The sequence below is a fragment of the Micromonospora sp. NPDC002296 genome, assembly GCF_040296145.1.
In the GTDB taxonomy this organism is placed as follows: Bacteria; Actinomycetota; Actinomycetes; order Mycobacteriales; family Micromonosporaceae; genus Micromonospora.
The window spans coordinates 40,114-54,489 of sequence record NZ_JBEOWQ010000030.1 but is presented as its reverse complement, the minus strand read 5'-3'; the positions used below and the strand labels follow the sequence as shown (position 1 = coordinate 54,489).

14 protein-coding genes are annotated in these 14,376 nt (G+C 74.2%); 9 read left to right on the top strand and 5 right to left on the bottom strand.

Annotation, left to right across the window (positions count from 1 at the left end):
- The first annotated feature begins 63 nt into the window (after positions 1–63).
- Genes ABT023_RS21395 through mug form a run of 5 tightly spaced genes read left to right on the top strand, consistent with a single transcriptional unit; the run spans position 64 to position 3,861 of the window.
- Positions 64–975 (top strand): TIGR04222 domain-containing membrane protein, encoded by a 912-nt coding sequence (locus ABT023_RS21395; RefSeq protein ID WP_350888145.1) that lies wholly within the window; start codon positions 64–66, stop codon positions 973–975.
- Positions 972–1,865 carry an MbnB/TglH/ChrH family RiPP precursor modification enzyme gene (locus tag ABT023_RS21390; protein WP_350888144.1) on the top strand — a complete coding sequence of 298 codons (894 nt, stop codon included), beginning with the start codon at positions 972–974 and terminating at the stop codon, positions 1,863–1,865. Before ABT023_RS21395 ends, ABT023_RS21390 begins: the two co-directional genes overlap by 4 nt.
- Complete coding sequence (locus tag ABT023_RS21385) at positions 1,862–2,344, top strand: SCO6045 C-terminal-like domain-containing protein (RefSeq protein ID WP_350888143.1); 483 nt, start codon at positions 1,862–1,864, stop codon at positions 2,342–2,344. Before ABT023_RS21390 ends, ABT023_RS21385 begins: the two co-directional genes overlap by 4 nt.
- Positions 2,345–2,377: 33 nt before the next feature.
- Positions 2,378–3,139 (top strand): SDR family oxidoreductase, encoded by a 762-nt coding sequence (locus ABT023_RS21380; protein WP_350888142.1) that lies wholly within the window; start codon positions 2,378–2,380, stop codon positions 3,137–3,139.
- Complete coding sequence (mug, locus tag ABT023_RS21375; RefSeq protein WP_350888141.1) at positions 3,139–3,861, top strand: G/U mismatch-specific DNA glycosylase; 723 nt, start codon at positions 3,139–3,141, stop codon at positions 3,859–3,861. Before ABT023_RS21380 ends, mug begins: the two co-directional genes overlap by 1 nt.
- A gap of 22 nt (positions 3,862–3,883) precedes the next feature.
- On the opposite strand, the gene ABT023_RS21370 is transcribed toward mug, so the two are convergent.
- From ABT023_RS21370 to ABT023_RS21360, 3 genes are all read right to left on the bottom strand, one after another.
- Positions 3,884–5,863: an ABC transporter ATP-binding protein gene (locus tag ABT023_RS21370; protein WP_350888140.1), complete on the bottom strand. Its 1,980-nt coding sequence runs from the start codon at positions 5,861–5,863 to the stop codon at positions 3,884–3,886.
- 195 nt (positions 5,864–6,058) lie between these two features.
- Positions 6,059–6,826, bottom strand: coding sequence for an enoyl-CoA hydratase/isomerase family protein (locus tag ABT023_RS21365; protein WP_350888139.1), 768 nt, complete (start codon positions 6,824–6,826; stop codon positions 6,059–6,061).
- A gap of 46 nt (positions 6,827–6,872) precedes the next feature.
- Positions 6,873–7,100 (bottom strand): helix-turn-helix domain-containing protein, encoded by a 228-nt coding sequence (locus tag ABT023_RS21360; protein WP_007462679.1) that lies wholly within the window; start codon positions 7,098–7,100, stop codon positions 6,873–6,875.
- A gap of 242 nt (positions 7,101–7,342) precedes the next feature.
- Here ABT023_RS21360 and ABT023_RS21355 point away from each other — a divergent pair, with 242 nt between their 5' ends.
- On the top strand, positions 7,343–7,936 hold the full coding sequence (locus ABT023_RS21355) for a cadmium resistance transporter (RefSeq protein WP_350888138.1): 594 nt from the start codon (positions 7,343–7,345) through the stop codon (positions 7,934–7,936).
- 107 nt (positions 7,937–8,043) lie between these two features.
- Here ABT023_RS21355 and ABT023_RS21350 read toward each other — a convergent pair whose 3' ends face one another.
- Positions 8,044–9,648: an ABC-F family ATP-binding cassette domain-containing protein gene (locus ABT023_RS21350; RefSeq protein ID WP_350888137.1), complete on the bottom strand. Its 1,605-nt coding sequence runs from the start codon at positions 9,646–9,648 to the stop codon at positions 8,044–8,046.
- A 245-nt stretch (positions 9,649–9,893) separates the two neighbouring features.
- Between ABT023_RS21350 and ypfJ the strand changes: the two genes are divergently transcribed.
- Positions 9,894–10,808, top strand: a complete 915-nt coding sequence (ypfJ, locus tag ABT023_RS21345; protein WP_350888159.1) for a KPN_02809 family neutral zinc metallopeptidase — start codon at positions 9,894–9,896, stop codon at positions 10,806–10,808.
- 76 nt (positions 10,809–10,884) lie between these two features.
- Here the strand turns inward: ypfJ and ABT023_RS21340 are convergent, their stop codons facing one another.
- Positions 10,885–12,219 carry a carbohydrate-binding protein gene (locus tag ABT023_RS21340; RefSeq protein ID WP_350888136.1) on the bottom strand — a complete coding sequence of 445 codons (1,335 nt, stop codon included), beginning with the start codon at positions 12,217–12,219 and terminating at the stop codon, positions 10,885–10,887.
- Positions 12,220–12,409: 190 nt separating this feature from the next.
- Between ABT023_RS21340 and ABT023_RS21335 the strand changes: the two genes are divergently transcribed.
- Entirely contained in the window at positions 12,410–13,369 is a 960-nt protein-coding gene (locus ABT023_RS21335; protein WP_350888135.1) for an AraC family transcriptional regulator, read from the top strand.
- A 78-nt stretch (positions 13,370–13,447) separates the two neighbouring features.
- Entirely contained in the window at positions 13,448–14,302 is an 855-nt protein-coding gene (locus ABT023_RS21330) for a dioxygenase family protein (protein WP_350888134.1), read from the top strand.
- Positions 14,303–14,376 lie beyond the last annotated feature (74 nt).

The window sequence follows — 14,376 nt, the reverse complement described above, 5'->3', positions numbered from 1 at the left end:
GGCCCGACGTGGCGGGCCTGTTCCACAATGGGGCCGCGTTCCCTCGCGCGACAGGAGAGCAGCATGACCGTCATCGCGGCGCCCGGCGACACCTGGGGCATCTCCGGTCCTACCTTCCTCCGGGTCTACCTGCTGGCGGCCCTCGTAGTCGTCGTCGGCTCGATCGTGCACCGGCGTCGGATCCTCGCCGGCCCCCCGGCCGCCGACGTCAGCCAGCTCGGTCCCCAGCAGGCGGCCTTCCTCAACGGCGGCAACCAGCTCGCGATCTGGGCCTCGCTCGGCGGCCTGCGCGGCGCCGGGATCGTCGGCGTCCAACCCAACCGGCGGCTGGCGGTCGGCGGCCAACTGCCGCCCGGGTCCACCCCGCTGGACCGGGCGATCCATTACGCCGCCGGCCGCAACCTGTACGCCAGCGAGCTGGGCCGCGACAGGTCGGTGCTGCGGGCGCTCGAACAGCTGCGTGACGGCCTGCAGCGGCAGGGCCTGGCGCTGACGCAGGCGCAGCGGCTCTCCGCCCGGCGCGGGTCGTTCCTGCTGCTCTCGCTCGTGCTGCTCGGCGTTGCCCGGGTCGTCGCCGGGCTGGCCAACGACCACCCGGTCGGCTTCCTGCTCCTCGTCCTGATCCCGCTGGCCGTCGCCGCCGCGCTGATCGCCCGGGTGCCCTGGCGGACCCGGGCCGCCGACGTGGCCCTGCGCGAGCTGCGCCGGCGCAACCTGCACCTCGCCCCCGCGTCCGCCCCGGCCTACGCCACCTACGGAGCGGCCGGCGCGGCGCTGGGCGTCGCCCTGTTCGGCACCGCCTCGCTCTGGGCGATGGACCCGGGCTTCGCCGAGCAGGCCGAGATCCAGCGGCAGGCGCTCTCCTCCGGTGGCGCCTCCAGCGGCGGCACCTCGTGCAGCGGCGGGGGAAGCTCGTGCAGCGGTGGCAGTTCCTGCGGCGGCGGGGGCGGTTGCGGAGGCGGGTGCGGCGGATGACCGGTCCGGCAACCGCCACGACCGACCCGGGTGCCCGGGCGGGCCGGGACGCGGGCGGGGCGGCCGGGGGCAGCCCGGGTCCCGCCGGGGTCGGCATCGGTTGGCGGCCGGAGATCGCCGGCTTCGTCGCCGAGCTGCCGGGGCTGCGGTTCGTCGAGGTGGTGGCGGAGGCCATCGCTCCGCAGGGGCCGCCGCCGGCCGGGCTCGCCGAGCTGGTCGAGCGCGGCGTCACCGTCGTACCGCACGGGGTAAGGCTCTCCCTCGGCGGCGCGGAGCCGGTCGACCCGGCCCGGGTCGCCCACCTGGCGCGGGTGGCCGAACTGGTCGGGGCGCCGCTGGTCAGCGAGCACATCGCCTTCGTCCGGGCCGGCGGGCTGGAGGCCGGCCACCTGCTGCCGCTGCCGCGCAGCCGGGAGGCCGTCGCCGCGGTGGTGACAAACGTCCGCAGGGCGCAGGCCGAGCTGCCGGTGCCGCTGGCGCTGGAGCCGATCGCGGCGCTGTTCGACTGGCCGGACGACGAGCTGGACGAGGCGGACTTCCTCACCGAGATCCTGGACGCCACCGGCGCGATGCTGCTGCTGGACATCGCCAACGTGCACGCCAACGCCCGCAACCGGGGCACGGACCCGCTCGCCCTGCTGGACCGGTTGCCGCTGGACCGGGTCGCGTACGTGCACGTCGCCGGCGGCGCCGAGCAGGGCGGCTTCTACCACGACACGCACACCGACCCGGTGCCGCCGGTCGTGCTCGACCTGGTCGGCGCGCTGTGCGCCCGGCACCGCCCACCTGCGCTGTTGCTGGAGCGCGACGGCCACTGGCCGCCCGCGCCGGAGCTGCGCGCCGAGCTGGACGCGATCGCCGCCGCGTCCGGGTACCCGGTGGTGACGTGAGCGACGACCGGGGTCACCCCGCCTCGTCCCACCGGCCCGGCACCCTGGCCGCCCGGCAGGCCGAGCTGGTGGCGGCCCTGGTCGCGGGCGGGCCGCTGCCGCCCGGGTTCGCCCCGGGGCCGGTCGACGCCGCCCGCCGGGCCCTGCTGCGCAAGCGGGCCGGCGACGTGGCCCGGCACTGGCCACTGCTCGCCGCCGGCCTCGGCGCGGCCTGGCCGGCGGCGTTCGCCGGATGGGCCGCCGGCCGGCCCACCAACGGCTCGCTGCGCGACGGCTGGGACCTGGCCCGGGAGCTGCGCGAACGGGGGGAGCTGCCGCCGCTGGGCGCGGAGGAGCTGGCCGCCCGGGAAGCGGCCGGCCGTTACGACGGCGCGGGCGAGCCGCGCCGCCGCCGGCTGCCGGCCGTGGCCCGCACCGGCGGCGCCGTCGCGGTGCAGCTCGCCGGGCGGGTACGTCTGCTTCGCCCGGCCCGACGCTGACCTCCTCCCACCTCGTACGGCAGGATCGGTCCCATGGATCTGGGACTCACCGACCGGGTGTACGTGCTGACCGGGGCCTCGCGCGGGCTGGGCTTCGCCACCGCCGAGTGTCTCGTCGCCGACGGGGCGCGGGTGGTCGTCTCCGCCCGGGCCCCCGAGCAGGTGGCCGAGGCGGTGCGGCGGCTCGGCGGCCCGGAGCGGGCCATCGGCCTGGCCGCCGACCTGGCCGACCCGGCCACCCCCGAGCGGCTGGTCGCCGCCGCCCGGGAACACTTCGGCCGGCTCGACGGCGCGCTGGTGTCGGTCGGGGGCCCACCCACGGGCACCGCGGCCGGGGCGACCGACGCGCAGTGGCGCGAGTCCTTCGAGACCGTCTTCCTCGGCACCGTCCGCACCGCCCGGACGGTCGCCGCCGGGCTGTCCGACGGCGGCGCGATCGGGCTGGTCCTGTCCAGCTCGGTGCGCGGCCCACTGGCCGGGCTGGGCATCTCCAACGGGCTGCGGCCGGGCCTGGCCGGGGTGGCCAAGGACATGGCCGACGAGTACGGCCCCCGGGGCGTGCGGGTCGTCGGCCTGCTCCCTGGGCGGATCATGACCGACCGGAACCGGGAGCTGCTCGCCGCCTCCGGGGATCCGGGGCGGGCCCGGGCCGAGGCCGAGGCCGGCATCCCACTGCGCCGCATCGGTGAACCGGCGGAGTTCGGCCGGGTCGCCGCGTTCGTCCTCTCCCCCGCCGCCGGCTACCTGACCGGGATCACCCTCCCGGTCGACGGCGGCGCGCTGCGCGGCCTCTGATGCCCGCCCGCGCGCCCAGGCCCAGCCGGGAGCCGACGCCGACCTCCCCGGCACCGACCGGACCGAAGCCGACCGGACCGAAGCCGACCGGGGCGGCGCCAAGCGGAGCGAAGCCGACCGGGGCGAAGCCCGCCGGAGCGGTCCCGGCAAGGTACGGCGGGGCGGACCGGGGCCGGCGGCCCACGCGGGAGGATTTGGCCGCCGCGGCGGACCGGATCATCCCCGACGTCATCGCGCCGGGGCTGGCCGTGCTCTTCGTCGGGATCAACCCCGGGCTCTGGTCGGCGGCGACCGGCTGGCACTTCGCCCGGCCCGGCAACCGGTTCTGGCCGGCCCTGCACCGGGGCGGCTTCACGCCCCGGCAGTTGCACCCGAGCGAACAGGACGCGCTGCCCGGGTACGGGCTGGGCATCACCAACATGGTGGCCCGGGCCAGCGCCCGGGCCGACGAGCTGACCGCCACCGAACTGGTCGACGGGGCGGAGATCCTGGCCGACAAGGTGCGGCGGCACCGGCCTGCCTGGGTGGCGGTGGTCGGGGTGACCGCGTACCGGATCGGGTTCGGTCGACCGAAGGCGGCCTTCGGGCCGCAGCCGGAACTGCTCGGCGACGCCCGGCTGTGGGTACTGCCCAACCCGAGCGGGCTGAACGCCCACTTCACGGCGGAGACGCTGGGCGTGGCCTTCGGCGAGCTACGCGCCGCGACCGCCGCCCCGGCCTGACCCGGCCGGCAGGATAGGCCGGTCAGTTGGCGGTGGCCGGGGGCATCGCCTCGTCGGCGACGTAGTTGGCCATCGGCATGGTGATCACGGTCTCCCGCCCGGTCGCGTCGGCGTACGGCGCGGACGACTCGGCCAACGCGAACTGGGTGCGGTACAGCTCGGCGTAGAGCCCGCCGACGGCGACCAGTTCCTCGTGCCGGCCCCGCTCGATGATCCGGCCCTCGTCGAGGACCAGGATCTGGTCGGCGTCCCGGACGGTGGAGAACCGGTGCGCGATCACCAACGCGGTACGCCCGGTCAGCGCCACCGACAGGGCCCGCTGCACCGCCGCCTCGCTCTCCGAGTCCAGGTGCGCGGTCGCCTCGTCGAGGATCACGATCGACGGGGCCTTGAGCAGCAGCCGGGCGATCGCGATGCGCTGCTTCTCGCCGCCGGAGAAGCGGTACCCCCGCTCGCCGACGGTGGTCTCCAGCCCGTCGGGCAACGACCGGACCAGGTCGGCGACCTGTGCCCCCGCGAGGGCCGCCCAGATCTCGTCGTCGGTGGCGCCCGGTTTGGCGTAACGCAGGTTCTCGGCGATCGTCTCGTGGAAGAGGTGGGAGTCCTGGGTGACCACGCCGATCTCGTCGCGCAGCGAGGCGAGCGTGGCGTCCCGGACGTCGACCCCGCCGACCAGCACCTGGCCGTCGCTGACGTCGTAGATCCGGGAGATCAGCATGGACAGGGTGGACTTGCCGGCGCCGGACGGGCCGACCAGGGCCACCATCTGGCCCGGCTCGACGGCGAACGAGACGCCCTTGAGCACCGGCTCGTTGACGGTGCGGTCCAGCGTGGTGACCTCCTCGAGGGAAGCCAGCGACACCTCGGCGGCGCTCGGGTAGCGGAACCGGACGTCGTGGAACTCGACCCGGCCGTTGCCGCGCGGCACGGCCACGGCGTCCGGCTTCTCCTCGATGCCGGGGCGCAGGTCGAGCACCTCGAAGACCCGGTCGAAGGAGACCAGCGCGCTCATCACGTCCACCCGGACGTTGGACAGCGCGGTCAACGGGCCGTAGAGGCGGGTGAGCAGCAGCGCCAGTGTCACCACCGTGCCGGCGCTGACACTGCCGGTGACGGCGAGCCAGCCGCCGAGGCCGTAGGTGAGCGCCTGGGCCAGCGAGGCGACCAGCAGCATCGCCACGAAGAAGGTCCGGGAGTACATGGCGGACTGGATGCCGATGTCGCGGACCCGCTCGGCCCGGCCGGCGAACCGGCGCGCCTCCACGTCGGGCGAGCCGAACAGCTTGACCAGCAGCGCCCCGGCCACCCCGAACCGCTCGGTCATCGTGGCGCTCATCTTGGCGTTGAGGTCGTACGACTCGCGGGTGATGTCGGCCAGCCGTCGGCCGACCCGGCGGGCCGGGATGATGAAGAGCGGCAGCAGGATCAGCGACAGCACGGTGATCTGCCAGGAGAGGGTCAGCATCACCACGGCGGTGAGCACCAGCTGGATGACGTTGCTGACCACCCCGGAGAGGGTGGAGGTGAACGCCCGCTGCGCCCCCATCACGTCGTTGTTGAGCCGACTGACCAACGCGCCGGTCTGGGTGCGGGTGAAGAACTGAAGCGGCATCCGCTGGACGTGGTCGTAGACCCGGGTCCGCAGGTCGAGGATGATTCCCTCGCCGATCCGGGCCGAGTACCACCGCTGGGCCAGCGAGAAGAGCGCGTCGGCGACCGCCAGGGCGGCGATGACCAGGGCCAGCCGGACCACGGTCGACCCGGCGTCCGGGCCACTGCGGCTGATCGCGTTGATCACGTCACCGGCGAGCACCGGGGTGGCGACGCCGATCACCGCGGCGATCACCACGGTGACCAGGAAGACGACCATGTCCCGCCGGTAGGGCCGGGCGAACTCGACGATCCGCCGGGCGGTGCCGCGCTTGAGCCGGTGGGCGGAGATCTCGTCCTGGTTGCGCATCGACCGGATCATGTTCCAGCCGCCCATGCCGCCGTCGGACATCGCGCGTCACCTCCGGGTCGTGGGCGGACTCGTGCCGTCAGGTCGATTCTCCCGACGCCTACGACAACCTTGGCCGTAACCCGATTCTTCCCGGACAGTCCTTACTGTCCGGGCCCGCCCGGCGAGACCGTTCCGGCCCACCCGACAAGGCCGTTTCGCCTCGCCCGGCGAGACCGTTCCGGCCCACCCGCGCGGCTATTCGCCCCGGCCGGCGAGGTCTCGGAGGCGACGGGTCTGGGCCTCCCGCTCGGCCCGCTGCTGCTCGGCGTGGGACCGACCGTCGGCGCCCGCGAGCAGCGCCTTGATCTCCACCACGGCGTTCCGGTCGTTGGCGAGCAGACCGGCGGTGAGGTCACGCACGGCGGCATCCAGCTCGGCGTTCGGCACCACCAGGGTGGCCAGCCCGAGCCGGTCGGCCTCGGCGGCGTCCATCCGCCGGCCGGTGGCGCAGATCTCCAGGGCGCGGGCGTAGCCGACCAGCTCGACCAGCCGCTTGGTGCCGGCCAGGTCGGGGACGAGGCCCAGGGTCACCTCGGCCATGGAGACCTTGGCGTCGGTGGCCAGCACCCGCAGGTCGCAGGCGAGCGCGAGCTGGAAGCCGGCGCCGATGGCGTGCCCCTGCACGGCCGCCACCGAGATCACGTCCGGCCGGTACAGCCAGGTGAAGCCCCCCTGGAACTCCGCGATCCGGTCGGCGCACTCCTGCTCGGGCAGGGTGGCCAGCTCGGCGAAGGAGCCCGGGCCGGAGGAACCGGCCACCGACAGGTCGAGACCGGCGGAGAACGCCCGCCCCTCGCCGCGCACGACGACGATCCGCACGTCACCGGGCAGGTCGCGGGAGAAGTCGCTCATCGCGCGCCACATCGCCGGGGTCTGGGCGTTGAGCACGTCGGGCCGGCACAACGTGACCGTCGCGACCGGCCCGTCGCAGTCGAGTCGTACCCCGACCGCGCCGGGGGTCACCGGGCGGCCCGGGGGACGGTGCTGGTGGACGACGTCGGTGGGCGGGTCACGCCTTCTTGCGACGCCGGGCGCCGCCGCGCTGACGCAGCTGGACGCCGGACTCGGTGAGCACCCGGTGGATGAACCCGTAGGAACGCCCGGTGGAGGCCGCGAGCGCGCGGATGCTCTCCCCCGAGGTGTACCGCTTTACCAGGTCCTTGGCGAGCGTCTGACGCTCGGCTCCGACGATCCGGCGACCCTTCTCAGTGCTGGTGGCTGTGCCAGTGGCTGCCATGCTGATTCCTCACGTCCCAGACTGTGCGGTTCGGATACGGTCCCACCTATTAGACCGCCTCGAACGATCATGCGCCAGATATCAACTATTCGCCAACCGACACGCTATGCAGTGTCGGTTAACCGATAGGGTGACGGTGGCGGACGGCTGACTGCGTCCCCGCGGGCGTCAAACTGCGTCCCCGCGGGCGTCAAAGCGGTGGGCACGGCCGGGGCGGGCACGGCGGCCGTACCCTGCCTGGCGTGACCGACCTGATCGCGACCGCGGCCGCCGCGGCGCTGGTGTTCGCCGCCACCAACGTCGACGACGTCATCGTGCTGACCGTGCTCTTCGTGGCAGCCCGGAGCACCGGCCGGCCCCGGCCGTGGCACATCGTCGGCGGCCAGTACCTGGGCATCGGCGCGCTGGCCGCCGCCGCCGTGGTGGTCGCCGCCGGACTGCTCGTGGTGCCCGACCCGTGGACCGGCCTGCTCGGCCTGCTGCCGATCGCGCTCGGCGTGCGCGCCCTGCTGGCCCGGCGCGACGACGCCGAGCCGCCGGCCGTGGTCGGCGGGCTGCTCGGCGTGACCGGGGTGACGATCGCCAACGGCGCCGACAACATCGCCGTGTACGTGCCGGTGTTCCGCGCCCTCGACCCGGTCGACGGACTGGTCTGGCTGGTGGTGTTCGCCGCGCTGGTCGGGCTGTGGTGCGCGGTCGCCGCCGGCCTCGGCGGCCACCCGGCGGTGGTCCGGCTGGTCGGCCGGGCCGGCCACTGGCTGGTCCCGGCCGTCTTCGTCGCCATCGGCGTGGTGATCCTGGTCAGCTCCGGCGTGCTGACCCACCTGGCCGCCTGACCACCGCCCCGCCGGGGAGACCATGAAGTGCGGCGCTTCGCGAAAGGTGCGTGAAGTCGCTTTCCGCCCATCGCGGCTCCGCGATCGGCGCGGCGGGGCGGGGCGGCTCAGGCCAGCTCGACCAGTTCGAGCAGGTCGTCGCTCCAGGCGTCCTCGTCGCCGTCGGGGAGCAGGATCGCCCGGTCCGGCTTGAGCGCCAGCACCGCGCCGGGGTCGTGGGTGACCAGCACGATCGCGCCCGGGTAGTTGGCGATGGCGTCGAGCACCTGCTCCCGGCTGACCGGGTCGAGGTTGTTCGTCGGCTCGTCGAGCAGCAGCACGTTGGCGCCGGAGCAGACGAGGGTGGACAGGGCCAGCCGGGTCTTCTCCCCACCGGAGAGCACCCCGGCCGGCTTGTCCACGTCCTCGCCGGAGAACAGGAACGCGCCGAGGATCTTCCGCAGCTCGGTGTCGGTCTGCTCGATGGCGGCGGCGCGCATGTTCTCCAGCACCGTCCGGTTCACGTCCAGGGTCTCGTGCTCCTGGGCGTAGTAGCCCAGCCGCAGCCCGTGTCCGGCGTGCACCTCGCCGGTGTCCGGCTTGAGCAGGCCGCCGAGCATCCGCAGCAGGGTGGTCTTGCCGGCGCCGTTGAGGCCGAGGATGGCCACCCGGGAGCCCCGGTCAACCGCCACGTTGACGTCGGTGAAGATCTCCAGCGAGCCGTACGACTTGGACAGCCCGGACGCGGTGAGCGGCGTCTTGCCGCACGACGCGGGGTTCGGGAAGCGGACCTTGGCCACCCTGTCGGAGACCCGGACCTCCTCCAGCCCGGAGATCAGCTTCTCGGCCCGGCGTGCCATGTTCTGCGCGGCGACGGTCTTGGTGGCCTTGGCCCGCATCTTGTCGGCCTGGGCCATCAACGCGCCGGCCTTCTTCTCGGCGTTGGCCCGCTCCCGGCGGCGGCGCCGCTCGTCGGTCTCCCGCGCCTCCAGGTACGCCTTCCAGCCCAGGTTGTAGACGTCGACCACGGAACGCGTGGCGTCGAGGAACCAGACCTTGTTGACCACCGACTCCAGCAACGCGCCGTCGTGGGAGATCACGATCAGCCCGCCCTTGTGGTTGGCGAGGAAGCCGCGCAGCCAGGTGATCGAGTCGGCGTCGAGGTGGTTGGTCGGTTCGTCGAGCAGCAGGATGCCGCCGCCGTTCTCCCCGGCGTCGCGGAACAGGATCCGGGCCAGCTCGATGCGGCGGCGCTGACCGCCGGAGAGGGTGCCGATGGTCTGGGCGAGGGCCCGGTCGGGCAGGCCGAGGTTGGCGCAGATCCGGGCGGCCTCGGCCTCGGCCGCGTACCCGCCGAGGGCGGCGAACTGGTCCTCCAGGGCGCCGTAGCGGCGGACCAGCTTGTCTTCGACGCTGTCGGCGAGCCTGGCCTCGACCTCCTGCATCTGGGCCATCAACACGTCCAGGCCCCGGGCGGAGAGCACCCGGTCCCGGCCGGTGACCTCAAGGTCACCGGTGCGTGGGTCCTGCGGGAGGTAGCCGACGGCGCTGCGCCGATCGATCTGGCCGGCGTACGGCTGCCCCTCCCCCGCGAGCACCTTCAGGGTGGTGGTCTTGCCGGCACCGTTGCGGCCGACCAGGCCGATGCGGTCGCCCGGCTGCACCCGAAGGGTGGTGTCGGACAGCAGGATCCGGGCGCCGGCGCGCAGCTCCAGGCCGGTGGCAGTGATCATGTAAGGGGCTCGCTCTCGAATTCTGGAAGGGCTGACTCAGGGCACGCGAAAGCGCCGGCGGGTCGATGGTTCCCGTCGGCGCGGGGCGGTTCAGCCTTCGCAGAGCAGCACGCCGCAATTGTACCGGGCGTCCCCGGGGACGCCGCCACGGTTACCGATCAAGATCATCGGGTACCAGAAACGCCGTCCGGACCCGGTCCGGTACCGCAACCGCCAAACGTGATGAATCGGTGATCGGGGTCAACATGGAGCTGAACGAGAACGCGCGGGTCGACACCAGTCAGGTGGACGATCGGCGGGGGTCCGGGGGAGGCGGCGGCCTGGGTGGCATCCCCATCGGCGGTGGGCGCGGCGGCATCGTCGGCATCATCGTCGCGGTGCTGGTCGCCCTGGTCGGCGGCGGCTTCGGGCTCAACGCGATGACCGGGGGCGACGGCGGGGCCGGCCAGGGCGACAACACCGCGCTGGAGCAGAAGTGCTCGGCCGACGACGCGCTGAAGCAGCTCGACTGCCGCAACAACCTGTACGTCAACTCGATCCAGGCGTACTGGCGCACCGCGCTGCCGGAGGCCTTCGGCGAGCAGTACAAGGCCTCGAAGACCGTCTTCTTCAGCCAGGGCGTCAACACCGGCTGCGGCCAGGCCGACTCCGGCGTCGGGCCGTTCTACTGCCCCGCCGACGACCTGGTCTACATCGACCTGACCTTCTACCAGCAGCTCGCCGACCAGCTCGGCGCGAAGGGCGAGTTCGCCCAGCCGTACGTGCTGGCCCACGAGTACGGCCACCACGTGCAGGACCTGCTCGGCACCGAGGCGCAGATGCGCCGCCAGCAGCAGCGCGACCCGAACAACGCCAACGCGCTGTCGGTGAAGCTGGAACTCCAGGCCGACTGCTACGCCGGCGCGTGGGCCAAGAACGCCACCGGCACCGCCGACGAGAAGGGTCAGAAGATCTTCAAGAGCATCACCGAGCAGGACATCCAGGAGGCCATCGACACCGCCGAGAAGATCGGCGACGACGCCATCCAGCAGCGCTCGGGCCGCCCGGTGAACCCGGACGAGTTCACCCACGGCACGTCCGAGCAGCGCAGGCAGTGGTTCACCAAGGGGTACGACACCGGCGACCCGAAGTCCTGCGACACCTTCGGCGGCAGCCTCTGACCCGCCGCCCCGGTACACGCGGGTCGGGCCCGGTCGCCGTGGTGGCGACCGGGCCCGACCCGTTTCTCGAGAGGGCTCAGATCTGCTGCCACAGGGCGGGGACGTTCGGCGGATCCCAGCCCACCTGGGCCGTGTGCCCCTGCAGGCACCGGTACGACTGGCCGGCGTAGATCACCGTCGCCCCGGCGGCGTACGAGGTGCCCACCTGCCAGGTCGTGTCGCCCGGCGGGGTGCCGGTCGCGGTGGGCGTCGGCGTCGGGCCACCGGAGGTGATCAGGCTCAGCCCGTACGCGGCCAGGATCGGGTTCACCGGCTGGAAGTACATGGTCCCGCCGCTGGTGCAGTTGCCCGAGCCACCGGAGGTGACTCCCTGGGCCTGGCTGCCGGCCAGCCAGGAGCCGCCGGAGTCACCCGGCTCGGCGCAGGCGTTGCTGCGGGTCAACCCGGAGACGGTGCCCTCGGGGTAGGTGACGGAGGCGTTCTTCTGCTGGATGGTGCCGCAGCGCCAGCCGGTGGTGGACCCGGACCGGCAGACCGCCGCGCCGACGGCGGCCTCGGTGCTGCCGGCCACGGCGACCGTGCCGCCGGTGTAGTTGTTCACCAGCCCGCGCGGGGTGTTGCCGGCGTCCACCTGCACCCAGGCGTAGTCCCGGCCGGGGAAGGTGGAGCCCCGGAACGTGCCGCCCGGCTGGGAGGTGCGGGCGCCCGTGCTACCGCAGTGCCCGGCGGTGACGAAGCCGCCCTGCACGGAGAAGCCGATCGAGCAGCGGCTGCTGCCGATGTAGTACGCGTTGCCGCCGATCACGTCGGCGTACGGCCGGGGGTCCTCCGTGGTGGCCTGGACCCGGACCGTGCCGGCCGGCGCGCCGGCGGCGAACGCCTCGGCCTCGGCGCCGCCGCCGGGGCGGGCCAGCACCACGACGCTGTTCGTGGGCAGGTCGGCGTACCAGCCGACCACCCCGTCGGGCGCGTCGCCGGCCCGCCGGTCCAGCCGGTCCACCACCGCCGCCAGGGCCTGCTCGCCGTGGCGCACCCGCACCGGGACCGCGCCGAGGCCACGCACCGTCGCCGCGTCGGCGGCGGTGGTGATTCCGACGGTCACGGCGGCGCCGTCGGGCGTCACCCAGGCACCCCCGTAGCGACTGCCGAGGGTGGCCGTCAGCACCTGCTGGACCCGGCCGGCCCGGGCATCGGTGTCGAGCCGGGCTCGGGCCTGCGTCGGGGTCAGCCGCAGGTCCCGCTGGAGTGCGGCGAACATATCCGGCGCGATGCCGGCGGGGGCCGCCACGCCGGCCGGGCCGCCGGCGGCCGGACCGGCACCGGGGTCGGCCTGCGCGGTCAGGGTGAAGGTGAGCACCGTGGCGGCGGCACCCAGAAGGGCGACGGCCATGGTGGCGGGTCGTCGGCGCATGGGGATCTCCTCGGGGACGGGGGAGGGAGCGGGTGGGCGGTGGGCGCGGTTGACCGCCCGCCCGCCGCGCTACCGGCGAGCCAACTTTTGTTGTTAACTCTGTTGCCAGTACGGTAAGTGAGGTATCCGGATGCGTCAATACGCACCCCGATCGGCCGCATCCGGCTGCCATGACCGCCTGGAGTGGCCGTTGTCCACCTCGCCCCACCCCGCCCCGGCCCGCCGCCGGGCAGACCCCGGCCCGCCACCGGCTCTGCCCCGCCACGAGCTGGACGTCCCCGCGTCCGACGAACTCCCGCTCGCCGTCGGCTCCTTCGCCGAGCTCGGGCCGCTGTCGCGCGCCGACTTCCCGCACCGGCACACCTTCTACGAGCTGGTGTACGTGACCCACGGGCACGCCACCCACGTCGTCGACCTCGTCGCGTACGCCGTCCGGCCGCCCCAGCTCTTCCTCGTCACCCCCGGCCAGGTGCACCACTGGCGCGACGCGGACGACCTGCGGGGGGACGTCGTGCTGTGCACCCCCGAGTTCCTGCTGGCCGACCCGGGCGACCGGGACGCGCTGCACCGCTCGGGCCACCGCTCGTGGCACCCGCGCGACGCCGCACACGCGGTCCGGATCCGGTCGGTGCTGGAACGGATGGCCGGGGAGCGACGCCGGGCCGAGCCGGGCTGCCGCAGCGTGCTACGGGCGTACCTGCACATCCTCGTCGTCGAGGTGGGCCGCTCGACGCCGGCCGGACCGGCGGTTCATCCTTGCGGCGACGGCCCGGCGCACGCAGGCCGGGCCGCAGCGGTGGCCCGCCGCTTCGACGAGCTGCTCGCCGAGCCGGCCCTGCTCGGCGAACCGACCCATGCCTACGCGCGCCGCCTCGGCGTCTCGGTGCGGCACCTCAACGAGGCGGTCCCCCGGGCCACCGGCGCCACCCCGGCCCAGCTCATCCGCCAGGCCCGGGTGCTGGAGGCGAAGCGGCTGCTGGTCCAGACCGACCTCACCGTGGCCCGGATCGCCGCCCGGCTGGGCTTCGCCGACGCCGCCTACTTCTGCCGGTTCTTCCGCCGTGAGGTCGGCGACACCCCCGGCGGCTTCCGCCGGCACGGTGGAAAACACCACGACCCGGGCATCGATTACATCGACGTAGACGGATAGGCCTCCCTAGGGTCGGTGGCAGCGGCCGGCCCGACCGGGTCGGCTCGGAAGGTCACCACCGAGCGACAAGGAGCTGCCATGACCGGCGCATCCACCGGCGCGGACGAGCCCCGCGACACCACCGGTGTCACCCGCAAGACCGTGCTGAGGGCCGTGGCCCTCACCCTGCCCGCCCCGCTGCTCCTCGGCGGCGCGGCGCGGGCGCTGGCGACGGGCGGCAGCCCCGCCGGGCCGGCGCTGACGCCCACCCCGATGTGCGACGACGGCGACGACCCGACGCCGGCGCAGATGGAGGGCCCCTACTTCAAGCCCAACTCGCCGCGCCGCACCTCCCTGATCGAGGCCGGCACGGTCGGCACCCGGCTGACCGTCAGCGGCTACGTCTTCGGCCTGGGCTGCCAGGCGATCCCCAACGTGCTGCTCGACTTCTGGCAGGCCGACGCCAACGGCGGCTACGACAACGCCGGCTACCGGTTTCGCGGGCACCAGTTCACCGACGCCTCCGGCGCGTACCGGCTGACCACGATCGTGCCGGGCCTCTACCCCGGCCGGACCCGGCACATCCACGTCAAGGTCCAGGCCCCGGGTCGACCGGTGCTCACCACCCAGCTCTACTTCCCCGGCGAGCCCCGCAACAGCACCGACTCGCTGTTCGACCCGGCCCTGCTGATGACCGTGCGCGCGGTGGACGGCGGCCGGGAGGCCACCTTCGACTTCGTGCTCAACGTGGCGCAGAACCCCTCCCCCTCCCCCTCCCCCACCGCCACCCCCACCGGCACCCCGCCGCCGTCGGGTACCTGGGCGACGGGGACCACGTACCGGGCCGGCGACCGGGTGACGTTCGGCGGCGCCGGCTACCGCTGCCTCCAGGCACACACCGCCCAGGCTGGCTGGGAACCGCCGAACACCCCGGCGCTCTGGGCCCGCGACTGAGCGGCTGACCAGGCTGCCGTGCCGGGGCGGTGCCCGGCGGGCGGCCCGCCGCACCCGGCAGGGTGGCGACCGAG